The organism is Herbaspirillum sp. ST 5-3 (genome assembly GCF_004804275.1).
Lineage (GTDB): Bacteria > Pseudomonadota > Gammaproteobacteria > Burkholderiales > Burkholderiaceae_D > Noviherbaspirillum.
The window spans coordinates 528,212-553,067 of the sequence record NZ_STGI01000003.1 but is presented as its reverse complement, the minus strand read 5'-3'; the positions used below and the strand labels follow the sequence as shown (position 1 = coordinate 553,067).

The 24,856-nt window shown below is 61.1% G+C and carries 23 protein-coding genes; all 23 read right to left on the bottom strand.

Translation table 11 applies throughout. The annotated features are described in order from the left end of the window. Positions 1–146 (bottom strand): uroporphyrinogen decarboxylase family protein (locus E6W33_RS09400; protein WP_282183688.1); only part of this gene is annotated, 146 nt, incomplete at its 3' end. Positions 147–304: 158 nt separating this feature from the next. Continuing rightward, entirely contained in the window at positions 305–1,564 is a 1,260-nt protein-coding gene (locus E6W33_RS09395; RefSeq protein ID WP_136416718.1) for a two-component regulator propeller domain-containing protein, read from the bottom strand. 11 nt (positions 1,565–1,575) lie between these two features. Then, a complete protein-coding gene (locus E6W33_RS09390; protein ID WP_247869588.1) occupies positions 1,576–2,667 on the bottom strand; it encodes a two-component regulator propeller domain-containing protein in 1,092 nt (363 codons plus the stop codon). After that, entirely contained in the window at positions 2,664–3,023 is a 360-nt protein-coding gene (locus tag E6W33_RS09385; RefSeq protein ID WP_136416716.1) for a cytochrome c, read from the bottom strand. The genes E6W33_RS09390 and E6W33_RS09385 overlap by 4 nt, the downstream gene beginning before the upstream one ends. A gap of 17 nt (positions 3,024–3,040) precedes the next feature. Then, complete coding sequence (locus E6W33_RS09380; RefSeq protein ID WP_136416714.1) at positions 3,041–3,598, bottom strand: tetratricopeptide repeat protein; 558 nt, start codon at positions 3,596–3,598, stop codon at positions 3,041–3,043. Between the two features lie 92 nt (positions 3,599–3,690). Then, on the bottom strand, positions 3,691–5,103 hold the full coding sequence (locus E6W33_RS09375; protein ID WP_136416711.1) for a sigma-54 dependent transcriptional regulator: 1,413 nt from the start codon (positions 5,101–5,103) through the stop codon (positions 3,691–3,693). 10 nt (positions 5,104–5,113) lie between these two features. Continuing rightward, a complete protein-coding gene (locus E6W33_RS09370; protein WP_136416709.1) occupies positions 5,114–6,718 on the bottom strand; it encodes a HAMP domain-containing sensor histidine kinase in 1,605 nt (534 codons plus the stop codon). Continuing rightward, positions 6,715–7,467, bottom strand: coding sequence for a TlpA disulfide reductase family protein (locus tag E6W33_RS09365; RefSeq protein ID WP_136416707.1), 753 nt, complete (start codon positions 7,465–7,467; stop codon positions 6,715–6,717). The genes E6W33_RS09370 and E6W33_RS09365 overlap by 4 nt, the downstream gene beginning before the upstream one ends. Continuing rightward, entirely contained in the window at positions 7,368–8,372 is a 1,005-nt protein-coding gene (ccsA, locus tag E6W33_RS09360) for a cytochrome c biogenesis protein CcsA (protein ID WP_168798589.1), read from the bottom strand. Before ccsA (E6W33_RS09360) ends, E6W33_RS09365 begins: the two co-directional genes overlap by 100 nt. A gap of 408 nt (positions 8,373–8,780) precedes the next feature. Then, on the bottom strand, positions 8,781–10,742 hold the full coding sequence (locus E6W33_RS09355; RefSeq protein ID WP_136416703.1) for a cbb3-type cytochrome c oxidase subunit I: 1,962 nt from the start codon (positions 10,740–10,742) through the stop codon (positions 8,781–8,783). A 1-nt stretch (position 10,743) separates the two neighbouring features. After that, positions 10,744–11,553 (bottom strand): cytochrome c biogenesis protein CcsA, encoded by an 810-nt coding sequence (gene ccsA / locus E6W33_RS09350; RefSeq protein ID WP_136416701.1) that lies wholly within the window; start codon positions 11,551–11,553, stop codon positions 10,744–10,746. A gap of 1 nt (position 11,554) precedes the next feature. Beyond that, positions 11,555–12,526 carry a cytochrome c biogenesis protein ResB gene (locus E6W33_RS09345; RefSeq protein WP_211097281.1) on the bottom strand — a complete coding sequence of 324 codons (972 nt, stop codon included), beginning with the start codon at positions 12,524–12,526 and terminating at the stop codon, positions 11,555–11,557. 86 nt (positions 12,527–12,612) lie between these two features. Beyond that, positions 12,613–15,213 carry a multiheme c-type cytochrome gene (locus E6W33_RS09340; protein ID WP_136416698.1) on the bottom strand — a complete coding sequence of 867 codons (2,601 nt, stop codon included), beginning with the start codon at positions 15,211–15,213 and terminating at the stop codon, positions 12,613–12,615. After that, on the bottom strand, positions 15,213–16,283 hold the full coding sequence (locus E6W33_RS09335) for a 6-bladed beta-propeller (RefSeq protein WP_136416696.1): 1,071 nt from the start codon (positions 16,281–16,283) through the stop codon (positions 15,213–15,215). The genes E6W33_RS09340 and E6W33_RS09335 overlap by 1 nt, the downstream gene beginning before the upstream one ends. Beyond that, positions 16,276–17,277: a hypothetical protein gene (locus tag E6W33_RS09330; RefSeq protein WP_136416694.1), complete on the bottom strand. Its 1,002-nt coding sequence runs from the start codon at positions 17,275–17,277 to the stop codon at positions 16,276–16,278. The genes E6W33_RS09335 and E6W33_RS09330 overlap by 8 nt, the downstream gene beginning before the upstream one ends. Continuing rightward, positions 17,271–17,675 (bottom strand): c(7)-type cytochrome triheme domain-containing protein, encoded by a 405-nt coding sequence (locus E6W33_RS09325; protein ID WP_211097280.1) that lies wholly within the window; start codon positions 17,673–17,675, stop codon positions 17,271–17,273. The genes E6W33_RS09330 and E6W33_RS09325 overlap by 7 nt, the downstream gene beginning before the upstream one ends. Continuing rightward, positions 17,672–18,205: a c(7)-type cytochrome triheme domain-containing protein gene (locus tag E6W33_RS09320; RefSeq protein ID WP_136416692.1), complete on the bottom strand. Its 534-nt coding sequence runs from the start codon at positions 18,203–18,205 to the stop codon at positions 17,672–17,674. The genes E6W33_RS09325 and E6W33_RS09320 overlap by 4 nt, the downstream gene beginning before the upstream one ends. 7 nt (positions 18,206–18,212) lie before the next feature. Next, a complete protein-coding gene (locus E6W33_RS09315) occupies positions 18,213–19,148 on the bottom strand; it encodes a hypothetical protein (RefSeq protein WP_211097279.1) in 936 nt (311 codons plus the stop codon). A 7-nt stretch (positions 19,149–19,155) separates the two neighbouring features. Beyond that, entirely contained in the window at positions 19,156–20,103 is a 948-nt protein-coding gene (locus tag E6W33_RS09310; RefSeq protein ID WP_136416690.1) for a hypothetical protein, read from the bottom strand. Continuing rightward, the gene (locus E6W33_RS09305; protein ID WP_168798588.1) at positions 20,100–21,104 is read right to left on the bottom strand and encodes a c(7)-type cytochrome triheme domain-containing protein; all 1,005 of its coding nucleotides are present in this window, start codon (positions 21,102–21,104) and stop codon (positions 20,100–20,102) included. The genes E6W33_RS09310 and E6W33_RS09305 overlap by 4 nt, the downstream gene beginning before the upstream one ends. A gap of 9 nt (positions 21,105–21,113) precedes the next feature. Beyond that, on the bottom strand, positions 21,114–21,572 hold the full coding sequence (locus E6W33_RS09300) for a c(7)-type cytochrome triheme domain-containing protein (RefSeq protein ID WP_211097278.1): 459 nt from the start codon (positions 21,570–21,572) through the stop codon (positions 21,114–21,116). 54 nt (positions 21,573–21,626) lie between these two features. Further along, entirely contained in the window at positions 21,627–23,624 is a 1,998-nt protein-coding gene (locus E6W33_RS09295; protein ID WP_136416688.1) for a hypothetical protein, read from the bottom strand. Positions 23,625–23,719: 95 nt separating this feature from the next. Then, positions 23,720–24,724, bottom strand: a complete 1,005-nt coding sequence (locus E6W33_RS09290) for a peptidylprolyl isomerase (protein ID WP_168798587.1) — start codon at positions 24,722–24,724, stop codon at positions 23,720–23,722. Between the last annotated feature and the right edge of the window lie 132 nt (positions 24,725–24,856).

Here is a 24,856-nt window from a genome sequence, read left to right as displayed (position 1 = left end):
GAGCCGGCGCGCTTGCGCGTGGCGCAGTATTCGGGCAGGTAGCGTCCTGCCTGGCGCATGAGCCACAGCGGCGTGTAATCGGTCGGCTGGCGCAGCAGGGCGCGCAGGAAAGTGTCGTTCTTCAGGGGGGCGAATTTGGATGACATGGATAACTTTCTGCTGACTTTACGGCTCTCTCCGCCTTGCCGGCGGAGAGTCGGGATTGGAGACTGGGGATTGCGATGATTCTGACACCCTTCCCCTTTCCCAACCTTCCCCTGCATGGGGAAAGAGCAACAAGGTGATGCGATTCAGGTCTACGGTATTACTGCATCGCCTTCAAATGCGACACGCCGCCAAAGCTGCCGACCCACTTGCTGCCGTCGGGCCCGGTTGCCATCGAAAACACCGTGTTGGAATAGAGCCCGTTGGCGGTGTTCAGCACGGTGAACTTGTCGCCGTCGCGGCGCGCAAGGCCATCGTTGGTGCCGATCCACATCACGCCCTTCTGGTCGATATGCAGCATGAACACATGGTTGCCCGGCAGGCCGTCGGCGACCGTGTAATGCTTCCAGTTCTTGCCGTCGAAACTGGACAGACCGCCGCCCCATGTGCCGGCCCACACGGTACCCTCGGCATCGACCACCATGGAGACGATGTAGTTGGGGTTGTAGGCCACGCTGATGCCTTGCAGGCCCATCTCTTCCTTCTGCTTGGCGTGGTGCACCGACTGGGTGGACGGATCATTGTTGAACTTGATGTCGTTCTTCACCTTCTCATAGTCCGCGCCAAGGCCCTTGGCGTGGTTCCAGTTGTCCCACTTGCCGTCCTTGTAGCGCGCCAGCCCGCCTTCCGTCGCCATCCAGACTTCGCCGTTCTTGCCTTCGGCCAGGCCATATACCCAGTCGTTCGGCAAGCCGCCTTTGGTGTTTTCGACGGTAAACAGGTCCCACTTGGAACGGTCGCGCAGGTTGCCGCCGCGGATGCGGTTTGCGCCCGACCACGTGGCGACCCACACGTCGCCATTCCTGGTTTTCATGACGCCATAGACGAATGCGTCGCCCAGGCCGTCAGGAATATTGAAGTTTTCCCACTTGTCCTTGTCCTGGTCGTACAGCGACATGCCGCCGCCATAGGTGCCGACCATGATCTTGCCGTCGAGCTTGGTGATGCTGAACACGCCGTTGGAGAGCAAGCCGTTGCGCACGTCGAACAGGCGGTATTCGTCGGTCTTGGTGTCATAGCGCACCACCCCGCCCGAAGTGCCGACCCAGGTCGTGCTGCCATCGACCAGAATCGATTTGACGTTTCGGTTGCCGACGCGGAAATGGGTGAACTTGGCGTTCGGGTCGATCTGCACCTTGCCCTGCTGCTCCGGCCCGCCCTGCCCGCCGCTTGCGGCTACCTGCTCGGGCATGGGAGGATGATTGCTCGGGGCCTGTGCGCCGGGCTTCAACGGGCCGGCGGAGATTTGCTTCGCTTCGGGTGCCTTGTCGGCCTGCTTGGCGCCGACGAGATAGGCACCGGCCACCAAGCCTGCCACGCCGACACCGATGATCGCCACTGTTATTTTGTTCAACTGCACGTCAATTCTCCCTATTTCCCTTTTGGTTGAGCCAAATGTGCAACGCCGCGTTTGGTCCCGGCCCAGATATCGCCATTCGGCGCGATCGCCAATGCATACACGTTGTTGTCGAGCAGGCCGGTCCTGTTATCGACACTGCTCCATGTCTTGCCGTCATAACGCGTGACGCCGCCATTGGTGCCGAACCAGAACACGCCCTTGCTGTCCTGCACCATGCTGTAGACGATGTCGCCGGCGAGTCCGTCCTTGACGGTGTAATTGGTCCACTTCTTTCCATCGAAATGGGCAACGCCGCCGCCCCAAGTGCCGGCCCAGATCGTCTGGTCCTGTGCGGCCAGAATGGAAAACACATAGTTGGGGTTGTAGGTGGCGGCACCGTCTTCCGAGCGGAAGCCGAGGTCGTGGCGCGAGCGCGTGCCGAGGCCGGTGTTCGGACTGGTCAGCAACTTCTTCTCATTCACTGCGCCGAGTCCGTCCTTGTGCGTCCACGACTTCCAGGTCTTGCCGTCGAACATGGACACGCCGCCTTCGGTGCCGAACCACACGCGATCCTGCTTGTCGACGTCGATGCCGTAGACCCACTCGTTGATCAGCTCTTTCACGTAGGTGCGGAACTTGAGCGTCTTCAGGTCGACCACGTTGACCCCGGCCCAGGTGCCGATCCACAGGTCACCGTTCTTCTGATTGCCGAAGGAGTAGACCCAGTAATCCGCCAGGCCGTGCATGGGAAAAAAGGTTTTCCACTTGCCGTCCTTGTAGCGCGATACGCCGCCGGCATTGGTGCCGAACCACTTGTAGCCGTCCTTGTCGATACCAACCGCGAACACGTATTCATTCGCGAGGCCGCTGTTGCGGGTGAAGGTATTGCGCGGCTTGCCGGTAGCGACCTCGATCTCGTGCACGCCGGCTGAAGTACCGACCCACAGCGAGCCGGTCCTGGGCTCCATGGTCAGCGCGCGGACATACACGTTGTCGCCCACCGAGAAGGTCTCGATGACTTTGGGCTGGTTCGAATTGTCGGATGTTTTTGTTTGTGCAGCGGAAGTGCCGATGAATGCGGAAAGCAGGGCTGGCAGCAACAGCAGATTGATTGAACGCTTCAATTCAAGGTCCTTACGTAAGCGATGACATCCATGATGTCGCGGTCAGACAGGATGCCCTGGAATGCAGGCATCGCATTCTTGCCGGCGCGGATCGCGGCAAGCAAAGTGAAATCGGGTTTGAGAATGCTTTCCCCGCGGTTGAAATTGGGTGCTCCCGGCAAACGGCTCTGGCCATTCGGGCCATGGCATACCGCGCAATTGTTCGCATACAGTTTCTGGCCCTTGAAGGTATCGGCCGCATACAGGCTGCTGCTGTAGCTCACCGCGAGGATGGCGACAAGCAGCGTGGCCAGCACTTTTGCCAGCAATGCCAGGTTTGCTAATGTGTTCTGATGTGTTCTCAAAAAAGAGAGCATTTCGGTTCCCCTCCTTCTCATTTGCGGGATTTTCTTGACGTAGGCGCAGCCACCGGCTGAGAAGCGGGACGACCGAGGATTTCGCTGGCCCTGGCATCCCATGCGGCGCTCTGGATCGGATCGATCTTGACGCCCAGATCGCCGCTCCTGGTGAGATCGCGCATCAGAAGAACCGCAGGGAGATGGCCCTTGTCGGCCGAACGCTGGATGTAGATGCGCGCCTGCTGCGGGTCCGCCTTGACGCCTTCGCCCTTTGCATACATCTGGCCGAGGCCGAACTCGCCGGCGGCGTTGCCCTGGTCTGCGGACTTGCGATACCACTCGACCGCTTCCTTGTCGTCGTCGGTCTGATCCAGCATGTCGCCCATTCTGGCCTGGGCCTGCGCATAGCCCTGTTCCGCGGCCTTCTTCCAGAGCGACAACGCGAGAATGAGGTTCCCGCGCGAAAATTCCTTCTCGGCCTGCTCGGTATCCTCTTTCGGACCAGCCCAGGCCATCGGCATCATCTGGCTGAGCGCAAAAGCGCAAAGCAAAAGCCGCCCTCGGGGCATCGCGCCCCATATTCCGAATCCCATGTTGTCCCCTATCCTGCCCCAGGCCGGACGGCGTCATTGCGCGTCGCTTATCCCGCTCGCGCAATCCGTCCCGGCCATGCTATGTCGCGCGTCTAGCGCGTCGCCTGACGTACGTCTCCACCGTCCTGCAGCAAGCCCAGCGCTTCGTATTCTTCCAGCTTGCGATACAGGCTGGACAAACCGATGCCCAGCTTCTGCGCCGCCGCGCGCCGGTCGCCGCCGGCATCGCTGATGGCCTTGCAAATCACGGAACTTTCAAAGCGCCGCACCTGTTCACGCAGACTGTCGCCCGACTCGGACAGCGCAAGGCCGTTCTTGCCGGACGGGGCAATCCGCGCGATCTGCGGCGGCAAATCGGCACGGGTAATGTGCCCTTCGTCAGCCAAAATCAGAGCTCGATCAACCACGTTCTCCATCTCCCGAACATTCCCGGGCCAGTCATAGGCACTCAGGATTTCCTCAACGTCCGGATCGATGGCGATGCCGCCAGCGTTGTTCAGACGTTTTGCTCCTCGTTGGAGCAAGAACCGCACCAGGCCGGGGATGTCCTGGCGGCGGTCACGCAGGGGGGGCGTGTGGACATGGAAAACGGAGAGACGGAAGTACAGGTCTTCGCGGAATCGGCCTTCGGCGACCATCTGCGACAGGTCGCGATTGGTGGCGGCGATGATGCGCACGTCGGCGCGCTTGGCCTGCTCGCCGCCCACGGGACGCACGGTCTTCTCTTCGATCACGTGCAGCAGCTTGACCTGCAGCGCCAGCGGCAGTTCACCGATCTCGTCGAGGAAGATGGTGCCCTTGTCCGCTTCCAGGAACAGGCCCTTGCGCGCCTTGTCGGCGCCGGTGAAGGAACCCTTCATGTGGCCGAACAGTTCGCTCTCCATCAGGTTTTCCGGAATGGCGCCGCAGTTCACCGGAATGAAAGGCCCATCGGCGCGCAGGCTGTTCTGATGGATCTGGCGCGCGATCACGCCTTTACCTGTGCCGCTTTCGCCGGTCACCAGCACCGTGCTGTCGGTCGGCGCCACCTTGGCGATCAGGCGTTCGAGGTCTTTCATCGACTGCGAAGCAAAGGTGAAGCGCTCTTCGCTCGAGCCCATCACCAGGTTGCGCAGCACGCGGTTCTCGGAACTGAGACGACGCATGTCGCGCACCTTCATCAGGCGGTGCAGGACTTCTTCGTTGCGCACCGGCTTGATCATGTAGTCGGATGCGCCGGCCTTGATTGCTTCGATGGCGGTATCGACCGAGGCGTAGGCGGTCATCATGATGAAGTTGGTTTCGATGCCGGCGGCGCGAGCCCGGCGCACCAGCTCGATGCCGGTGAAGTCCGGCATCTTGATATCGCTGATGGCGACGTCGATATCCCCTTTCGAGAGGCGCTCGAAGGCTTCCGTCCCGTTGGCCGCCTGGCAGACGCTGCAGCCGGACTTGCTCAGATGGGCGGACAGGATTTGGCGAATCGCCGGTTCGTCATCGACGACCAGGACCTCCAGGGATTTCATTAAGATGTCGTTAGGTTGTTTCATTTGTCGGAAAGTAGACGAGTACACGTGTGCCCTTGCCGGGCACGGATTCGATATCGATGCTGCCGCCATGATTCTTCATGATCGAGTAGCACAAGGATAAGCCCAAGCCGGTTCCCTTCCCGGCAGGTTTGGTGGTGAAGAATGCTTCGAACACGCGCTCCAGCACTTCCTTCTCCATGCCGGGTCCGTTGTCTTCCACTGTCATGCACACACGTTCGCCGTCCGGCTTGGTGGTGATGATGATGGTGGGCGGCCGGTCCATCACCGGGTCGAGCGCATCCATTGCGTTGATCAGCAGATTCATGATGACCTGCGTGACCTGGTCGGCCACGCCGAAAATCGCCGGCAGATAATGATCGAGCTCCAGACGCAACTCCACCCGGCGCAGCCGCTTGTCGTAACGGATCAGGCTGGCGGTGCTGCGCAATTGCGAGTTCAGGTCGATCAGTTGCGGCTCGGCCGGCTGCGGCGAGGCAAATTCGGAGATCTCGCGGGTGATCGCGGCCAGGCGTTCGGTCTGTGCCTGGATCAGGTCGGGTCGGCACGGCCGGCAATGATCGTTCGCGCAAGGGCCCAGTCCTTCGGAGCGGCGCTCCGCCATGTCCTGCGCGATGCCAGCAATGGCCGCAATCGGATTGCCGATTTCATGCGCGACGCCGGCGGCCAGCGCGCCGATGGCTGCCATCTTCTCCTGGTGAAAATACTTCTGGCGTTCGACGATCAGTTCCTTCTCGCGCTTGTCCAGAATGGTAGCCATGCTGTTCACCGCCATCATCAACTGCCCGACTTCGTCATGACGCCGGATCGGGATCGGCTCGCCGCGATAGCCGTTGACGATTTCCAGCGCGCGGGTCTGCAGCGTACGCAGGTCTTCCGTAAGCCGCTTGAAGAACAGGCCGCTGATCGCGCCCAGCAAGGCCAGCCCCATCATGCCCATCAGCAGGGTCGTCATCGCCACAGAATCGGTTTGCATCCGGTAGCGCTCGGACATGCGGCGGCGCGCCAGTTGCGATTGTTCCGCAAGATTGGTGAATTCGTTCTTGGTCTTGACCAGTTCGACAATCAGTTGCGTCATGCTTGCGCGTGTCGCTTCCTTGTCGGCCTCGGCCAGTGCAGCATTGACGCCGGCCAGGCTGAGGTCGAACTGCGGCAGGCGCTCCTTCAGTCCGGCATGCATGGTGAGCAGCATCTGATAGTGCATCTGGATGCGCTGCATGCCGGCTTCGCGGTCCGGCGAGTCGACATTCGCAAACACCGCCATGACGGCATGGAAGGCCGCGGTGTCCGCCTGTTTCAGCATGGTGTCGATTTCCAGTGACTTTTGGATCTCTTCAAAATCGCGCTGCAACAAATTTTTCTGGTGAAACACGAACAGCGCGATGATGATTGCATACGCAATCAACGCGCCGAACACCACCAGCCCCTTCGTCCTGACGGAGAAAACGTGGCCGTGCTTTTCGCCGGCCGGTTCCTCGGCGGCGACCTCTTCGGTGACGGGTACCGCGCCGGACTCGTCTGCGTTGATCGCGGGCGCCTCCGCTTGGATACCCAAACCCCGCAGGGCGTTCATGAACTTGCGTATCGAAATCATTTATCCTGCCTGTGGCCTTTCATGTCGTTCATTTCCTCGAGCCGATGGCGCCGATATGCGTCTTCGAGATGCGCAATCATGGCTTGGCCATCCCATTCGTGCAAGCCGGGCAAGCGCTGCAGCAAGGTGCCATCCGGCGCGACCAGGAAGGTTTCCGGATACACCTTCATGCCGAGTTGTTTCGCCAACTTGCCGCTCTTGTCGAAAAAGTTCGCGAACGTAATATGGTTTTGCAAAAGAAATTCTGTTGCCAGTATCTCATCTTCATCCGTCGACAAGCCGATCACCGCGAAACGCTTCGGGTCGAGCGCATGGCTCAGGCGCTCAAGGCTTGGCATTTCACGCCGACATGGCGGACACCATGTTGCCCATACATTCAGCACCAGCAATTTCCCTTCGTAGCCTGTTGTCGAAAGGACATCACCTGAAGTGGAACCGAGTGTCAGCGGCGGGAATTTGCCTCCCTCCGCCAACCTTGCCTCCGGTGCATCGACATGCTTGCCGCATGCGCCGAGCAGGCCGGATAACAGAACCGCCATTGCGGCAACGAGCATGGGCCATTGCCATTTTGTCGGGCTGGTTTGAATCTCGTCCACTCCATCTATATTCGAATAGTTGTATCTCTTGCGGGGCAGTCGGCATCGCCAAGCTAGCTGATTGCCCGTCCGATTGCATGCAATCCCGGCTCCAGCATGCGCGTGCCAAGAAAGCAAAATACCGTAATGGCAAAGCCTGCGATAGTCCACCATGCCATGCTCCTGCCATGCAGCTTGTTCACCCAGCGACAGTAGAAATACGAGCCGTATGTCAGGCAAACCAGCAGGGCCCAGGTTTCCTTCGGCTCCCATGCCCAATACCGTCCCCATGCTTCGTATGACCACACCGACCCGAGAACGGTTGCGAGGCCAAAGAGCGGGAAGCCAACCACAATCGCTCTGTGCATCAGGCCATCAATGCTACGCAATTCAGGCAGCGACTGCACCGCAAATCCCGTTGAGCGCCCAAGCGATTCCGCGCGCGCCCTGACCAGATAAGCAGCGCCCATTGCCGCAGCAACGGCAAACGCGCCGTAGCCGAAAAAACTTCCCAGCACGTGCGCGTACATCCAATAGCTCTTGAGCACCCGCACATGCGCACCCGGTATCGCCTGATCATTCGCAACCAGCCAGACCTGGAACACGACCGCACCGAAGACAATCAGCATGACGAAAGCACCTGCGGCCCGCGTGCGGTAGACATGTTCCATGACCAGATAGATCAGCACCGTCATTGCGCTGAACAAGGACATCATTTCGTACAGACTGTTCAGCGGAATATGGCCGAGACGGTGCAGGTAATAGGTTTCAATCCAGCGCCACACCAGGGCCACGATCGATGTCGATGAACCAAGCAAGGCCATGCCGGACGCCCAGCGCCCCACGCTTTCCGAACCGCTCCACATATGGCCGAAATACAGAACCGTCGAGCCTACCAGCACCAGATTCGCATAACCCGTCAGCCGGAAGATGAAGATTTCCTCGAACTGAATGCCGGCGAAAAGGGTATCCGTTTCGAGAAACTCTATCGTACCCAGCAACACGATCCCGGCGATGAACAGGCCGATACGCAGCGTTGCCGCGGACGTCGCATTGAATCCCATTCTGTTGCCGTCCATGTGCCCGTTCATTTAGCGCCCCTCCCTCGAATTGGCCAGGAATCGGCTGTCCGAGGCTTTTCCTCTTCCTCCCTTGTTGCACCCATTGTTATTTTTGTTGGTTGATATTGCGACCATGTCGCTGTGCTGCAGCTATGATGCGAATGCTCGTCTGAACCCGAACCAAGCAAGTTTGATTCCATGCAGCAGAATCCCGCATGGTTAAAGGATATGAACAAGGCTTGTCTGAGACGCGGTGTGTGCCAGCCGCATTGATGGTGCGGCCGTGTCGAGGTAGTCCGTGCCCTCCGTGCGCGCCGCCGGCTCAACCGATCGTCGGTGAAATCGCACACGATGCGTATCTGGCATCGACTGCCCGGCATGAACTTGCAGCGGCCTTCAATAGGCAGTATCGATCAGGCTATGGAATCAATTAAGTTTTTTCTCGGGAATGGGATAGCGGATACTGCCCTTCTCACTTTCGAGAACTGCAGCCGTCGGCGGATTTTCCGATTGTTTGCCGGTGAGTTGCTCTTCCCACTCCCAGATGGCCGCATTGGCCTTGCGAGCGAAAGGATCGTCCGGTTTGCTGCGATGGACGTAGGTTCGCATTGCGCCAAGCGCGCCTTCCAGATCGCCCAGTCCCTCGAGGGCAATCGCCAAACCATAGTAGGCGTTGATTTGCGTGGTGCGCAGGTTGATGGCCGTGTCGAAGAAGTCGCGTGCCATTGCGTATTTTTCCAGCCCGATCATGGCGAAGCCCATGTTGACCTGCGCCTCCGGCATTTGCGGAGCCAGTTCGAGCACGCGGTGCAAGACACCGGCAGCGGCCTGGTATTGCTTCGCGCTGAGCAATGCGGCACCTTCGGCAAACTGGCGTGCGATTTCTTCATCACGCTTTTGCGCCGCGTGGCGCGCAGGATCGCGAAGCGCCGATATCTGCGTCCCACCTAACGAACCAGGCAAGAAAATGACAAGCGCGCCGCTGCCTAGAATGAACACAAACATCAAAGCCCAGGCCGCGCTCCACCGCCGACCTGGCGCGCTCTGCACGATCCCGACCCGCCGAGTCCGCAGCACGCGCACAATGTTGAAGACAAACAGCGCCGCTCCCGAAATGGCAAGCGATCCGCCCAGCCCGGCCAGGCCCATCGCCGCGAAATAGGCCGGGTACTGCGTGACCACATCGACATGCAAGGTCTTGCGCGGCACGCCGAGCCATCCCGACCACGCGAGAGCGACCGCGAGAATGAATAATCCGGCGCCATACAAAGCCGGCTGCCAGCGGATCAGCCGGCCGCCAAGGGCCGTGAAGCCGAATGACGACAACAAGCGGTAGCCGAGCGCCATGTAAGCCAGCGTGACGGCGCCGACCGTGCCGTGATAATGCGCCGGCACCATGGTGGATTCGCCGCGAATCGACGCACCGAACGCGCAGCCAAGCAGAAACAGCAGGATCGACAACAACAAGGGCCAATTCCGCGGCGACATCCAGACCGCACGGCCAGCCCGCCATAGTTGCAAGAGCAGATGCACAGCCAGCAGCATCGCCGCAGGCCAGATACCCCAGGCCATCAGCAAGGTAAAGGCGTGCCGGAATTCCGCGCTGCCGATCGGATGCGCCAGATAGATGAACGGCGCGGCCAATACCGGCAGCGCCGCCGACAACAGGAGCGCCATCACGATCGGACGCGATGCGGGCGCGCGCCCCAACGCCTGTTCGCCCAGCACGCACCAGACGCCCATCAGCAACAGCACATGCGCAAACTGCAAGAGATGACCGGGCCCCCAAGCCATCATTTCAAAGCCTGCCGCATCGGTCGGCACGCCGGAAGACAGCGCGGGTATCGCCAATGCCAGCACGGCAATCGTCGTCACCGCGATCGACAGCAGCGCCGCAACCCGCCATGTGTCGTTCTTGCCCTTCAGCTGCCTGAGAATTCCGGCAATCGAGGTCGCGCCGCATAGCGCAATGCCGCCCAGGAACCAGCCCAGACCCAGCAGGAATACCGGGTTGTCGAGCACCGGTATGTAATTGGCAAGCACAGGCGCCGACGTGCCGAGGAACAGTGCCAGCATCATCGCCAGCACGCCGGCATAGGCCAGCGCCATGGCGAGCAGGCGTGCCCCGCTCGCCTTTTCGCCGGCCGCGAGTGTCCACAGGCCGGCGGCGCAGGAGAGAAACCAGACCACCACAGCCAGGCCCACATGCAGCACCAGCGCGCTGCGGAACAGGGAGACGGAGGCGACTATGCCGCCCGGCAGCGGAATGCGTGCCGCCACCAGCATCACCGCACAGGCGGTCGAGAGTGCCAGCGCCAGCAGCGCCAACAGGAACCAGCCCGCCACCAGGCGACGCACTTCCGGCCGTGCGCGCAACACAGCATCCATGCTAGATGGCTCCCTTGTGCGGGGAAGTGGAAATAAAGGGAACGCCGAAGAATGTCAGAAAAGCCACGATGAATACAGCAACGACCAGTATGGCACCGGCGCGCGGCGAGAGTTTGAGAGTGAAGCGTGCATGCAAGGAAAAGGCCAGCACCAGCCAGGTCAGGAATGCCCAGGTCTCCAGCGGATCCCAGGCCCAGTAGCGGCCCCAGGCGTCCTGCGCCCAGATCGCGCCGGCGATCAGCATCAGGGTTTCGAAAATGAAGCCGATCGCCATGCAGCGGAATGTCAATTCGCTCAGACGACTATCCGCCGGCAATCGCTCGAAGCGCCCGGCGCCGAACGCGGTCGGACGCAGCAGGATCACGCCCGAGATACCGGTGGCGACCAGCACCGCGCCGAAGAACACCTTGCCGAAACCGATATGGATATAGAGCCAGATGGTGTGATAGGTCGGCGGCAGGTGGCCTTCGCCGGGATTGGTCATCATCAGCCAGCCCATCACGATGAACAGGATGGGCATCACCACCGCCGAGCTGGGGCGGATCGGCGGCAGGCGCCAGTAGGCAATGGCGAACGCGAGCATCATGCTCCAAATATTGCTCGACAGGATTTCGAACATCGTGATGAACGGCCCGTGGCCCAACCGTTCCCAGCGCATCGCTATCGACACCGTGTGCAGCGCCAGTCCCAGCAGGATCAGCGCCAGGACAGAACGCTCCGGCAGCCGTTTCAGCACCACCGCGACGATCGCGATACTGCCGGCGACAACATAAGCCAGCAATGCCGCCCACAATACAATCAGTTCATTCATGTTACGAATTCCATGGTTTTGCCGCGAACTTGCGCCAGAAATGCCAGCCCAGCGCACCGACCGTCAATGCACTGACAGCCAGCAGCCAATGGATGGTCCAGTCATAAAACACGGAATAACCCATCCACGTGCGCAAGCCCTCGTAGACCAGCCGCCCCTCTGGCAAGTCGATCGCCTCGGCGGGTTGCAGTTCGCGCCGCAGGTCGCCGATGCGCACGATGACCTTGTGCTTGTTTGGCAACCTGAACTCGGACGCCTTTTCCCGGTCAAGGATGACTTCGTCGAACTGGAGCATGGTCCAGACGTTGATGTTCGTCCCCGGCAATTGCCAGTCCCGGGCCTGACGATACTCGTGAATCGGATAGGACGGCAGATGCACCGCCCCCAACACCGGCGCGTTACCGGAGGCAGGATACCAGACAAACGTGGGAGCGAAACCCTTGTTCGGACTGGTGTAAAAGCGATAGCCGGCCAATACCAGGGGCTTCTGGTCGCCGATCTCTGCGTGTTGCTCTACCCCGTCGGCGTCCACGTACCGCACCATGTTGCGCGTCTTGTCGCGCTGCATGCCGGCTGCATAAGCGATGCGAAAACCGTCATTGCTGAAATGCACCCGATCCAGCCCGGACCAATGCCAGGGGCCTGCCTCGAATGCGGTCAACTGACCGTCGAACTCCGCGCCTTCGGCGATTTCGACGCTTCCCTTCAGGTAGGTCAGGCGGCCTGCCGCCAGCAACAGCACGAGCGCAATCAGGCCCAGATGAAATATCAGCAGCGCACGCTGGCGCCGGAACACCGGCTTGGTGACCACTGCCGCAATCAGGTTCACGGCAAACAATGTCAACGGCACGGCCAGCGCCCAGGTTCCATCCATCCAGCCGCCATAGGACAGCAGTATCCCGGCGCCGAATGCAATGAGAACGAAGAGCGTCAGCTTGAGCGATGCCAGGCGCTCGAGGCTTTTCCACATCATGCTTGATACCATGCAGTGCTCGTCACGCTAATCGCCGCTATCCGATGTCCGCGCCGGCAGTGCAAGGCCTGTCGTTATCTCTGGCGTCATGGCGGGCTGTTGCACATCGTGTTTCTCATATAGTCTTTTCCGCCACAATCGGTATCGGCCCATGCACCGCTTTTGGCGAATGTGGTCACCCGCAGCACCGCCTTGTAATAATAAGGCCCGTTGGTATACGAACCGGCCGGCGCAGCGGTGCCTGCCGTCTTGCCGACTTCCGGCCCCAGATCGTTCAGATTGACCAGGAACGCTTTGTTCTTCCAGCCATGCGGTACGGCGATATGGCACCAGGTGCAGCGCAATTCCCTGCCTATCCGGTCAACGTGATAATTGTGCAGGTTGCCCTTGCCGGTGGAACGATCGTAAAAGCCGGTTTTTCTGCCGGTGTCATTTCGGGACGTGTAGTTGGCCTTGGCATGGCACTTGAAGCATATCAGGTTCGCATTGCCGCCATTGGTATCGGTCCATGCGCCCTTGAGCAGGAAATCATTGCCGGATCCATGCGGCCCCCAGGGATTGCCGTTATCAGCATTATCGGGGATAACGGAGGTGGTCGAGGTCACATTGGACCCATGGCAATCACTGCAGTACATCGTATTTGACCCAACCTGGTTATTCCATGGGGCCAGCCACGGATTGCCAGCGCTCATGCCACGTGTAGTGGTCGTACGACCGGTGGCATTCATCACCGGGTGCCATGACCGATGGTTGCAATTGTTATAGGCAGCGGCCGCGCCGGCGGCGGTTCCCATATTGATACAGACATTGGTTGCCGGTCCTTCATGGCCGCTCGGCGTCTGAAATTCCTTGGCCTGATTCGTGTACATCGTCGCGCCATTGGTGCCGGACGGGGTGCCGCCTGTGAAACTGCCCAGCGTGGGCCGATTACCGACACCGGTGCCGCCATTGCTTTGCGGCAGATTGTTATCGGAATAACCGTAATCGGAATGGCACTTCAGGCAAATCTGGTATTCCCGCGTCACGTAGCTTGCGCTGACGAGAGAACTGGCATTGGTGCCCGGATCGCCGCGCTTGACGCTATAGCCTGACGGCAGTGCTTGAAAGGATGCCGAACCGTAGATTGGCTCCACCCCCCAACTGCCGCGCAACACGCCGGAGGCAATATTCGAGTGGTTCATCGCAGTATCGGTATGCGGATGAGTGCCGGCGGCGTCCGGCGCGCCGGTAATCGAGCCAACCGGATTGCCGCGGAAATCGCGGAACTTCACCACGCGGTGCGGATTGTGGCAATCGGTGCATTCTGCATGACGGTTGCCGGTGTTGCCCACGCCGAGATTGGCACGCGACTCCAGGAAATCCCTGCCGCACTTGCCGACGGTCTTGCTGCAGTTGGCATCCAGGCTGTCGTTGAACACGCCGCCGATGTCATGCACTTCCGTGCCGCCAGCCTGGTCCGAACTCTTGATCGGCATGTGCCGCGCCAGCGTCGTGAAATCGGTCTTGATGTTAGGGATGGCATTGGCGGTCAGGGCGGTGTACGTCACCGCCGATGCTGCGCTGGTGGTATGGCACTGATAACAGGTCTCCTCAAGCGCGGAATTGCCGCCGGCCTTGGGAGAGCTGGTACTGTCGGTCCCTTCTCGCAGCAGGCGGCGCGCGCCTTGCACGGTGTGGGTATCGTGGCAGTTCAGGCAAGACACCTGCCACACCGGCGGATCGGTATTGGCGGGCGAATCCAGCGAGGATGGGAATTCCCGCTGCTGTGCCGCCGCTGCCTTGTAAGTCTGGGTCGCGACCTGGCTGTTGGCGTGCGCCGAATAAGCCCAGGACTCGCCCCCCTTGTCGTGGCATGCCAGGCAGATGATGTCGTTGGTGGTGTTGAAGTTGCCGCCGCCGGGTTGCGATACCTGGAAGCGGTTCATGCGCAGGAACTTGGCATTGCCGTTGCCGGTCGCGCGGTCGCGCAAATGCGGATCGTGGCAGGTCGTGCATTGCATCTGGCTTTTTTCCAGCGGCATTTTCGGCGGCGTGCTTCCCGCGACGCGCGTGCCGACGATGGTGCCATTGGGCGTGCGCAGTTCGCCGTCGTTGGTCGCAAGGGTGCTGTCGTAGGTGAACGATATGGGATGGTCGCCACGCAGGTCGGTGCCGAGGTCGCGCGTGAATCCGGTGCTTGCGTTCCCGCTCGGCATGGTGACCGGCGACGGGCCGGTGCTCATCGGGATGGTGACGTTCTTCGCACCGTTGAGCGCATTGACCTTGTCGATTGCCATGGTGCCGTCATGGCAGGAAAGACAAAGCTTGGAACTTCCGCCCGGTGCGGACGCGAGTTCATTGGCATCCGCATCCATGGAACTGGAGTTGTAAGGCGTATAGGTTTGCCCGGACAGCTTGCGGTTCCACAGCGGCGGGCCATAGGTATTCGGCGATGTTCCGAAGGTCGCGGATTCGGCTTCGTGCGGGGTATGGCAGAACACGCACACCTGCGTTTCGGAACTGGCCTTGACGGTCCGTGTCGGGACCGTGCCGCCGGAGGGTGTGGACGATCCGTCAGCCGCAGCGGAAAGATTGTGCTTGGTGCCGCGCACATCGGAAATCTTGTCGGTCACGCCGATACCCGCACGCGCGAGCGCCGTGACGACCAGCAGCAAAAAGACGGCAGCGAAGGTTCGGAACCAGGACATCACATCGCTCCAATGAATTGGAAAATGACGATGCGTCCATTGAACATGTCGGCAACGTGGATCCTGCCTTGCTGATCGCTCCAGACGCCTGACGGCAGATAAAACTGGCCGATGTCCTTGCCGGTTCCGCCGATCGGCATCAGAAATTTTCCTTCGCTGTTGAATACGAGCAGATTATCGTAGAAAGATTCCACCACGTAAATATTTCCGCTCGGGTCCACAGTGACGCCTTTGGGTCGCGTCATGTTGCCGATGTAAAGACCGCGCCGACCGATGCTGCGGATGACCCTGCCCTGCAGGTTGAAGATCTGCAGTCGCGCGTTCATGCTGTCGGTGACATACAGTTTGTCACCGGCGATTGCGAGATGCGTAGGGAAATTCAGTTCGCCCTGATCCTCGCCGCGATGGCCGATGGTATCCACCAGCATGCCATCATCATCGAATACCTTGATGTCATGCGCGTGGGTGTCGGCCACATAGATGCGGTGACGCTGCGCATCGCGCGCGAGGCCGGTCGGGCGCACCAGAATGTCCTTGCCGAAGCTGTCGATCGGCTTGCCGTCGCGATCGAGACGATACACGCGCCCCAGTTCCGCATCCGCCACCAGGACCTGTCCGCCGGGGCCCTCCGCCACGCCGATCGGCGTCACGAAATTGCGGTACTCCTCTGACTGCGTCCACACACTCAGCTTCCCTGCCATCCTGTCGAAGACGAACACCGCATGGGCGGCGATATCGCTGACATAGACGCGTCCGTCGCTCCCGGTCATGCCGCTCTGCGGGCGCTTGAGCACCGTTCTGTCTTCCCCGTTGCCGGTCAGCCCGACCAGCCAGCGCAGAATGCGCGAGCCTATGGCCTGCTTCTCACCGTCTTCGGGAACGAAATTCTGTTCTCCCGTCAGTTGACCGACATAACGAAAGCGCGGAATTTCCGGCGCCGCCGGCCAGACTAGGGAGGCGTGTTCCTTCGCCGGTTCCGGATCGAGCCGCATCACGTAGCGGGTTTCGCCGCACCCCGACAGGAGCAGCACCAAACCAAGCAGCGAAAGCGTGAAGATGCGCCTAATCATGACCCGGACCTCGTGCGGCGGGCGGCGCGATGTGGAAGCTTTGCACGCGTGCATTCAAGCTGTCTGCAACATAAAGCGTATTCTGGTCGATCGACAGAAAGGTGACGCGGTTGAAGCGGCCGGGCGTCGCGCCGCTGCCGCCGAAACGCGCGGTCAGTTGTCCGCCCTCATAGACCTTGATGCTGTTATCAAAAGCGTCACTCACAAAAACGCGGTTGAAGCGATCGACTGCAATCGCCTGAGGATCGTTCAGCGTGCCCTCGCCCAGCACATACCTGTCCCTGCCGTCCAGCCCCATCACCACCACCTGCCTGCTGAGGCGATCGACCAGGTACAAACCGTCCGGGCCGCGCGCCATGGATTCAATGCTGCGTGCTTCCAGTGACTTGAGCGTCTGTTGCGCGCGCCCGAGACCGTCGAAAATCACGACGTGATTGTACAAGCTGTCCGCAACGAAAATACGGCCTGTCGCTGCATCGACACAGATCGCAACCGGGCGCGCCAGCACGGTGTCGTGCGCGAGACGCGGCAAGGGCTTGCCATCCCACGAATAATGCAGCACCTGCTGCGTGCCGGCGTCGGCAACATACAAGGACAGGTCCGGTGCCACCGCCATACCCGCCACACTACCGCCGTAGTCGGTGAAGCGCGTCATCGACTGTTGCGTGGAATCGATGCGAAAGAGCTGTCGATGACCGCTGTCGAACACATACACGATGTTGTTGCGGGCAACGACCGCACTCGGAGCAAGGAACGCCACATAGGCGGAGGGCGCGGGACGCGTGCCGCTGCCGAAGGCGAATCCCGGCAACGTGCCCAGGCGTGCGCCGGACAGCGCCTGCCTGGCCGAGAGCAGCGGCCGCTCGATTGCTTCATCGGGAGTCCATCCCGATGAAGCGCAGCCGAGCAGCCCTACGCACATCGCGGCAGCAGCGCAGCGCCGACCGAAACGGCGCAGTCTTGTTCGATCTCCAGGACGTATGTGATTCACCATCGCCCCGGTCCCGCAGTGGAAGCGCCGCCGTAGATGCCGGGCTTGAGTCCGGGCAGGCCGGAGTGGCACAAGTCGCAATTGGCCGGCCCCCAGGCAATGCGGTCGTTGTGGCACATGCCGCAGAACTTGCCGTCGATGATGTCGACCATGGTCACATCGTTGCTGCCGGCCCGCATCTTGAAGCCGAGTTCGGAATGGCACACCTTGCAGCGAAAACGCATGCGATGGAACCAGTGCGGGAACACCACCGGACGCACGCCTTCCTTTTCCGCGCGGCGGTTCAGCACGACGTCAGCGTACTCCGCCTGCGCCGGCATGCACAAGGCCGCCAGCCACAAGGCCAGGATGCCGCACAGCAGCCGCAGCAGCGCATGAGGGGAGCGGTGTGCGCCGATCATTTGCGGTAAACGCTGTGGCAGCGCTTGCATTCGGTCAGGGGAAAGGCCACGGCGCCGTGGCAGCGCCCGCAGAATTCGCCCTGCAGGACTGCGAACATGTTCAGCCCTTTGGTGGCGCCCGCTTTGTAGGGAAAGATGGCTTCATGGCAGTTGCTGCAGTCGAGCCATTCGGTGTGCTGCTTGTGCGGGAACAGAACCATCGGCATTTCGGCGGTGCGCGGCAACAACACGTTCAGGTCCAGCACCCGGATCTGTGTCTCGGGAAGGATGTTGGTGCGCGGCGCGATGGCGCCCTCTTCCAGCGCCTTGACCCAGCGCACGTTGTTGCCGACCACATCCTGCGGCAGCTTCGGCAGGATGTCGTTCGGTTGCTGCAGCATCTTGATGCCGGGACCGGCGGGGTCGTGCACGCCGTCCTTGGCCAGCGGCAGATGCTGGCCAAGCACAACCGAACCCGCGCATGCGAACACCACGGCAAGCAGCAGCCGGAGCCACATCGCCCGATGCGTTCGCAGTGTCGGCATGAACATGCTGAACCTATCCCGGGATATACACCCCGGCGCTGCGGATCGCGCGAACCAGTTCCCTGGTTGCGTCCTCCAATACCTTGATCGCTCCCTCATAATCCTTTTTCGCCGCGAGGCCCTCCGCATTGGTTCGCAATGTGGCGGACTGTTCCAGATACTTCTGCACCATGCTTTCCAGGCCCGGATTACTGGCGCGCTTTTCCTCCAGCAGCACCTTGACCAGCATCTTGTGCGTATCGTTGCGATCCACTTCGTAGTGGTATTCCTCTTCCTTGTTGGCGAACTGCAAGGAACGTACCAGGGTGTCGCCGCCGCGCATGCCTTCGATCGCGGTCTTGGTTGTCACATACACATTGTCGAGCACCGAACGGGCTTCATCCAGCTTGCCCGCCGTCGCCAGCGCTTGCGCGTCGCGGATTTGCGCTTCGATCTTGGCGGTGGTCTCGGTTCCCTTCGCGCCCAGGTGCTTCTCGGCACTGATGCGTTTTTGCGCGGTCAGCAGGGCCTTCACGCTTTCCATGCGATTGTCGAAGTCGCGCTGCTTCTTCTCGCTGGTAACCTGCTCCGGCGCGGCCAGGCGCACGCTTTCGAACATCATCTTCGCCGCCTCGTCCAGCAGGCGCGTCGCGTTCGGATAATTGCCTGCCCTGTAGGCATCTTCGGCCTGCTTGCGCAGATCGCGGGCCTTGCTGCGCTGGCCTTGCGCCTCCGCATTGCCGCTCGCTTCGATCTGCTTGGCGGCCGAAGATTTCTCGATCAGGGTTTCCACCGATCCGAGCCGGCGCTCCAGTTGTTCCTTGGTTTCCGGGGCGCGCGGTCCGCGCGGTGTACTGGCGGCATCGACCGCCTGTGCGGCGGGTGCGTCGGCTGCCATGCAGGCAGATGCCAGTTGCAGGCCAAGGGTCCCGGCGAGCAGCACGGCGCTGCCCTTCAAATATCGTTTCATGATTGCATTACCTTTCAGATGCTTGCGGCACAATGACGCCGACGATACGCAGCGAACGCTGCAATTGCGCGGTCGCGTCCTGGATTGATTTCAATGCGGCCGGGTAATCCCCGCCGGCAGCCTGTTTTTGCGCGGTTTCGCGCAAGTCCTTGCTTTGTTGCGTGTAGCGCTCGCTCAACAATGCGGTCTCGCGCGGCGTATTCAACTGCGCCAGTGCGATCGGAATCAGTTCTTCATAACTCCGGTTGCGTGCGAGTTCATGCTGGAATTCCTCCGCAGGAGAGTCGAACTTCTGGTCGTACACGATGGTTTCGGACATCAGCAAACCGTTGAGCGCCGACACCGCCGCCTTGTAGGCGTCGTTGAGCAAGGCATTTGCCTCCTTGTGCCTGCCGCCCGCGGCCAGCGATTCTGCCTTCTCCAGCAGACCGTTGACCTTGCCGACGTCCAGCGCGCTTGCAGGCGCCTGCACTTTCTTTGCTGCCATGCGGGCCGACAGGTTCTTGTGCAGTTGCAGGAAGGTGCGCGTCGTCTCGCTCAGCGCGGTGTAACGGGCACGCTCCTGCGCCGCCAGTTGCCCGGCATCGGGCACCAGGCGTGTCGCCGCAACGATGTCGCGCAAGGCTTCATCGAGCAGTTTGACCGCTGCGTCGGTGCGGCCGGCAGCCGCCTCGCCGTCAGCCCGTGCGACGAGGGACTGCGCCTCGGCCAGCTTCTTCCTGGCCTGCGCATTGTCGCTTTGCGGAATGCGTCGCACTGCGGGCGACTGCGTAAGCAGCAGCTTGATCAGGCGCGTCTTGCTTTCCAGCGTGGCCTGCAGGGCGCCGCCCGATGCTTCAGCCGCCGGCGATGCGGTCGGCGCAGACTGCGCCGACTGCGGTCCGGATGCGGCCGCCACGCTGGCCAGCATCATGGCGGCCCATGACAGTCTCGACTTGTTGCCGGCCAGGGTCATGGCTTGGCTTCAGCCTTCACGGCCATCGGCTTGCTCTTGGAGTGGCAGCGGCGGCATTCCGATACCGGGAACGCAACCTTGCCATGGCACACGCCGCATTTCTGTCCGAGCAGGATGGCTGCCATGCTGATCTGGTTCGCACCCTTTTGCGGCACGAAGATCGCGGGATGGCAGTTGGAACAATCCAGCCACTCCGTATGCTGCTTGTGCGGATACACCACGTCCGGCATCGAGCCCTTCACTTCACGCACGATGTTCAGGTCCATCACCATCGGCTTGGCATTGGGATCGTTGCGATCGAAACGCGGCGCGATCTTGCCGTCGGCCAGCGTCTTCACCCAGTCGACCCGGTTGCCGCTCACGCCTTTCTCGAAGGTGGCGAACGCCGTAAGCGGAGGCAGCAGCGAATGCGTGCCATCGTTGGCCGGATCGTGGATCCCGTCCTGCGGCGGCGGCAGGTTGCGCTGCGCCGGCGGTTTCATCAGGCGATTGAAGTTGTTGACGTTGACGATCGGGCCGGACGCGACCGGGACCATCGCAGGAGCCGGGGGTACTGCCGGTGCGGGTGCCGTCGCCGCGACCGCCGGTGCCGGTGCCGGTGCTGGCGCTGGCGCTGGTGCAGCAGCAGGCTTTGGCGCTTCAGCCGGTTTCGCCGCGACCGTTTTCGCGCCAGCCTTGGCGTCCGCCTGGCCGATCATGTAATTCACCGCTGCCTGCACCTGGGCATCCGACAGGCTGTTGTTGCCACCCTTGGGCGGCATCACGCCTTTGCCTTTCAATGCGCTGGCATAAAGTGCCTGCGGACCGGACTTGATGCGGGGAGCCCACGCGGCGGCATCGCCGAGCTTGGGAGCGCCCGCCGCGCCGGTGCTGTGGCACGCGGAACAGGTGCTGTCGAAAACGGCTTTTCCGTTGGGCAGGTCGGTTGCGCCCGCGCGCAGCGAAATGACGCCGATTGCCAGGGCAAAAACGCTTGCGCGGAGCATGAGAGAACTGTTCATGATTGCTCCTTATTTCTTCGGCTGTGGGGTTGATTGCGCAGGCGCTGCGCTGACCGCGCTATTGGCCGGCACCACCAGCGAATTGATGGTGCTCTCGTGCACTTGCGTCGGCGTACCCGGTTTGCCGGAATGGCAGAGGTTGCAGTTCTCGACCGACCAGGCGATGTTGCCGTTGTGGCAGGCGCCGCAATACTGGCCGTCGATGATCTTCACCATGTTGATCTCGTTGCCGCCCGCCTTGAACTTGAAGCCAAGGTCGGCATGGCATACCTTGCAGCGGAACCGGATGCGGTGGAACCAGTGCGGGAAGATCGCCGGCCGCATCCCCGCGCCATCCGAATAATTATTGATAACGACGTCGCCATACTCCGCGCGGGCATCGCGCATATCGGCCAGCCCGGCTGTCAGGATCATCAACAGCAGCAAGACCGTCCTGAAAGTCCTGCTGTAATGCATTAGCCTTAACATCTCAACCACCTTTCATGCAATTACAACGATAAAAAAACCAAATCCATTCACCCGCTAAAAATCTCCAAATCCGCGTGACACCGAGAACATGATCGATTTGTTCAGGTGCGTGCTGCTGGCAATCTCCTGTACCCCGTCGGTCGTCTTCTTCACGAATGGCACCTTGGTGCGCGCCACCAGGGTGTTCACCCGCAGCATGGTGCGTCCGATCCAGTAATCCACCCGGTTTTCCCATGCGGCCATCTCCTGGTCGGTCGGCCCGCCGAGCATGGGCAGCAAGGCTTCGCTGTTGAGCCGCAGGTCGGACACGAAACGCAGGCGGCGCACGCCGAACAGGCGCTGGTTCTGGTATGTCAGGGCGCCGCTGGAGGTGGTCTTGAACTGACCATCGTAGGTCGTGCCCTGATAAATGCCGGCGGGCTGCGTACCGATCGGCGCCACCAGGAAAGGCTGGTTGCTGCCTTGCCGAACGGCTTGCACCGTGAGGCTGCCGTTCCAGGAAGTGTTCGCACTCGTCGACAGGTTGCTCGACGCCTGGAAATTGATCATCTGAAAATAATCCTGGTTGCCGTCGAGGCTGCGCGAATCGCTGGCGCTCAGGCGCAACTGCGCCATGCCTGCATCTCCGCTCATGCTCCATGACACCGCCGCACCGTGCGTCACCTGCTTCGTGGCTGCCGAGCCGGGTGCAAACGTGGTGCTCTGGCGGCCGCTGCTGGCCAGTGCGGAGAGTGCCTGGCTGAGCTCGACCGTGATGGTGGAACCGCCATCGAGTTGAAAGCTGCGGTTCAGGTTGTGCGACAGTTGTAGCGTCAACTGCCGGCCGGTGTTGTTGCCGCCAGTCTGGTTGGTGGCCGTCGCGGTCGTCGACCAGTTGTACTGGAAGGAGGAAAAGCGAATCGCTTGTGGTTGATAGGTCAGGCCGACCGATTCATTCGCAGTGCCCGCAGTGGAGCCGTTGCTGTCGAGGTGGTTGGCGTTGGCCGATGCATTCAAATGCGTGAACTTGCCGAAGTCATAGCTCATGCCGACATTGACATTGGCATTGCGCAGTTTCGCCGCTGCGCTGATGGTGGTGTCGGCGGTGGTGAAGGTACCGGTGTCGGCGGCCAGTGCCAGCATGCGCACGCCGCCGGTGAGCGTCAGCGGCATTTCTTCCGGTCGCCAGAACGCTATGCTGCTGACCTGCATCAGTTTGGTGTCGTTTTCCGTCTGCACCAGGTGGTAGCCGGAGCTGCTGACGTTGGCCATCGTTTCCAATGACACGTCCTCGATTGCGGTATAGCTGTGCTGCAGCGACAGGTTATTCTGTGTTGTCGACTCGCCGGTCATGGCATGCTCGTTGCGCGCGCGGGTGGCGCTGAACTGGAAGCGCTGTGTTTCCATGTTGTGCGAGAGCGTCAATTGCAGATTGTCCTGACGGTCCTTGCCGCTGGTGTCGCTGTCCTGGGTGCTGCGGTCCCAGCCGAAGTAGGCGTCGCCGTCAGTGCGCAGGTACTGCTGGGTAAAGCCGATGCGCTGGCTCGCGAAGCCGACGGTGGGTATCGAGTCGCTCGCCATCCGGTTGTCGGTGCGCTCGATGTGCGCCTCGAACGGAAAACGGCTTTGCGGCAATACGCGGAGTTGCGCGGAACCGGTCACGACGCCGTTTTTCGAATTGCTGGAGCTGCTGAAATCCGCCTGATTCTTGGTATTGCTGTTGTGCGCGGTGGAGAAATTCACGTTGCCGCCCACCTGCGCAAGCCAGGGTTGCCAGATATAGGTCTCGGTCGCCGCGCGCAGGGTGGCATTCAGGCCGCGCTGTTGCATCTTTCGCCCCTCGCCGAAATCCGTGCGCGTGTCATAGGAGATGGTGCCGCCCAGGCGCACACGGGGGATAACCCAACCCGGCGCCTGTTCCGCCGCGCTGGCGTCGGCAGCAGCGGCGGGACTGAGTTGCGCCGGCTTGCCTGGCGCAGCGTTTGATTCGGTGCTTTCCGCCGATTGTCCGGAACTGGCGGGAGGCAATGCGGGGAACGCGCTGCGCGGCCAAAGCAGTGCCGATAACGCCATGCACAAGATTGGCGAAATCGAGACACGCTTTCCCGGTGCTGCAGCCACGTCACACCCCGTTCACTGCGCAAATGGACAATCGCAACGGCCATTTGTCATTTCGTCGCCGGACGCCCGCCTGCTTGCTCGGCCAGCGGCAGGTAGCGAGACTGGTCGATTTGCGCCGGCGTCTTTTTCTTCAGGTCGGCAATGAGCTTGCTCCACGCCTGGTCCGAGCGATCGCGCTGCAGCAGATCCTGCGCGCGGTTCTGGACCGTTTCGAAACTGTTGAGCCGGGCCGGCTTGCGGTCGGTCAGCTTGAGGATCGCCATGCCTTCCAGCACCTGGACCGGATTGGAAATTTCACCGTTCTTGAGCGCCTTGAGGACCGCTTCCGTACCGTCCGGCAGCATGCCGCTATGCAGATAGCCCATGTCGCCACCCTGCTGTGCCGAGCCGTCGCCGGAACGCGCTTTCGCGGTGGCGGCGAAATCCGCGCCGGCGCGCAGCTTCTTGACCAGATCGCGCGCCTCTTCCTCGGCCTTGATCCAGGCGGCGGATGGCGACGAAGGATCGACCTTCAACAGGATCACCGAGACACGCATCTGTTCGGGTTCGGTGAATTTCTGCGGATTGGCTTCGTAATACGCCTTGACGTCCTTGAGCGCGGGCTTGGGCACGTTGCGCACGCTCTTTTCGAGTTGCCCCAGCAGGCTTTCCTCTTCGAGTCGCACGGTCACTTGCGGAATCATCTTGCTGCGATTCTTTTTCCACTGTTCGCTGCCGGCATAGCGCTGCTCGTAACCCGCGAGCGTATTCTGGATTTCGCCGGCGTCGGGCTTGATGCCGCGCTGCCGCGCTTCGCGCAACAGCAGCACGCGCGCAACCAGTTGCTCGCCGACTTCACGCTGCAGAGCGGCGATTTCGTTTTCCGGCGGCTTGCCGTGATAGAACTTGCCGCGCGAAGCGACCGCAAAGGCGGCACTGTAGTCGTCCTGGGTAATGACCGTGTCGCCCACCTTCGCAAACACCGCCGGCTGTGCATTGGCGCTGAACGCGGGTGCCGCGGCTCCCAGCAAGGCCAGCGACAGAAGCGCTGCGCCGCATGAATGTCTTTGCATTGTTTTCATCTCGTCAAACCTCTCGTTCACAGGCCGGGCCCGTTGGATTCCTGTCTCATGAATGACAACGCTCCCTCTTCGCCGCGCAGTAATGCGAGGCGTGCGCATTGTCATTCATGAGGCACCACAAAT

What these genes read in the sequence shown, in the direction of transcription:
- E6W33_RS09300 (WP_211097278.1), bottom strand. Translation starts at nt 21,572, where the DNA reads ATGTTAAGGCTAATGCATTACAGCAGGACTTTCAGGACGGTCTTGCTG.
- E6W33_RS09375 (WP_136416711.1), bottom strand. Translation starts at nt 5,103, where the DNA reads ATGAAATCCCTGGAGGTCCTGGTCGTCGATGACGAACCGGCGATTCGC.
- E6W33_RS09325 (WP_211097280.1), bottom strand. Translation starts at nt 17,675, where the DNA reads ATGATCGGCGCACACCGCTCCCCTCATGCGCTGCTGCGGCTGCTGTGC.
- E6W33_RS09370 (WP_136416709.1), bottom strand. Translation starts at nt 6,718, where the DNA reads ATGATTTCGATACGCAAGTTCATGAACGCCCTGCGGGGTTTGGGTATC.
- ccsA (WP_136416701.1), bottom strand. Translation starts at nt 11,553, where the DNA reads ATGAATGAACTGATTGTATTGTGGGCGGCATTGCTGGCTTATGTTGTC.
- E6W33_RS09365 (WP_136416707.1), bottom strand. Translation starts at nt 7,467, where the DNA reads ATGGTGGACTATCGCAGGCTTTGCCATTACGGTATTTTGCTTTCTTGG.
- E6W33_RS09380 (WP_136416714.1), bottom strand. Translation starts at nt 3,598, where the DNA reads ATGGGATTCGGAATATGGGGCGCGATGCCCCGAGGGCGGCTTTTGCTT.
- E6W33_RS09310 (WP_136416690.1), bottom strand. Translation starts at nt 20,103, where the DNA reads ATGACCCTGGCCGGCAACAAGTCGAGACTGTCATGGGCCGCCATGATG.
- E6W33_RS09355 (WP_136416703.1), bottom strand. Translation starts at nt 10,742, where the DNA reads ATGGATGCTGTGTTGCGCGCACGGCCGGAAGTGCGTCGCCTGGTGGCG.
- E6W33_RS09340 (WP_136416698.1), bottom strand. Translation starts at nt 15,213, where the DNA reads ATGTCCTGGTTCCGAACCTTCGCTGCCGTCTTTTTGCTGCTGGTCGTC.
- E6W33_RS09330 (WP_136416694.1), bottom strand. Translation starts at nt 17,277, where the DNA reads ATGGTGAATCACATACGTCCTGGAGATCGAACAAGACTGCGCCGTTTC.
- E6W33_RS09320 (WP_136416692.1), bottom strand. Translation starts at nt 18,205, where the DNA reads ATGTTCATGCCGACACTGCGAACGCATCGGGCGATGTGGCTCCGGCTG.
- E6W33_RS09295 (WP_136416688.1), bottom strand. Translation starts at nt 23,624, where the DNA reads ATGGCGTTATCGGCACTGCTTTGGCCGCGCAGCGCGTTCCCCGCATTG.
- E6W33_RS09385 (WP_136416716.1), bottom strand. Translation starts at nt 3,023, where the DNA reads ATGCTCTCTTTTTTGAGAACACATCAGAACACATTAGCAAACCTGGCA.
- E6W33_RS09315 (WP_211097279.1), bottom strand. Translation starts at nt 19,148, where the DNA reads ATGAAACGATATTTGAAGGGCAGCGCCGTGCTGCTCGCCGGGACCCTT.
- ccsA (WP_168798589.1), bottom strand. Translation starts at nt 8,372, where the DNA reads ATGGACGGCAACAGAATGGGATTCAATGCGACGTCCGCGGCAACGCTG.
- E6W33_RS09305 (WP_168798588.1), bottom strand. Translation starts at nt 21,104, where the DNA reads ATGAACAGTTCTCTCATGCTCCGCGCAAGCGTTTTTGCCCTGGCAATC.
- E6W33_RS09290 (WP_168798587.1), bottom strand. Translation starts at nt 24,724, where the DNA reads ATGCAAAGACATTCATGCGGCGCAGCGCTTCTGTCGCTGGCCTTGCTG.
- E6W33_RS09345 (WP_211097281.1), bottom strand. Translation starts at nt 12,526, where the DNA reads ATGATGTGGAAAAGCCTCGAGCGCCTGGCATCGCTCAAGCTGACGCTC.
- E6W33_RS09335 (WP_136416696.1), bottom strand. Translation starts at nt 16,283, where the DNA reads ATGATTAGGCGCATCTTCACGCTTTCGCTGCTTGGTTTGGTGCTGCTC.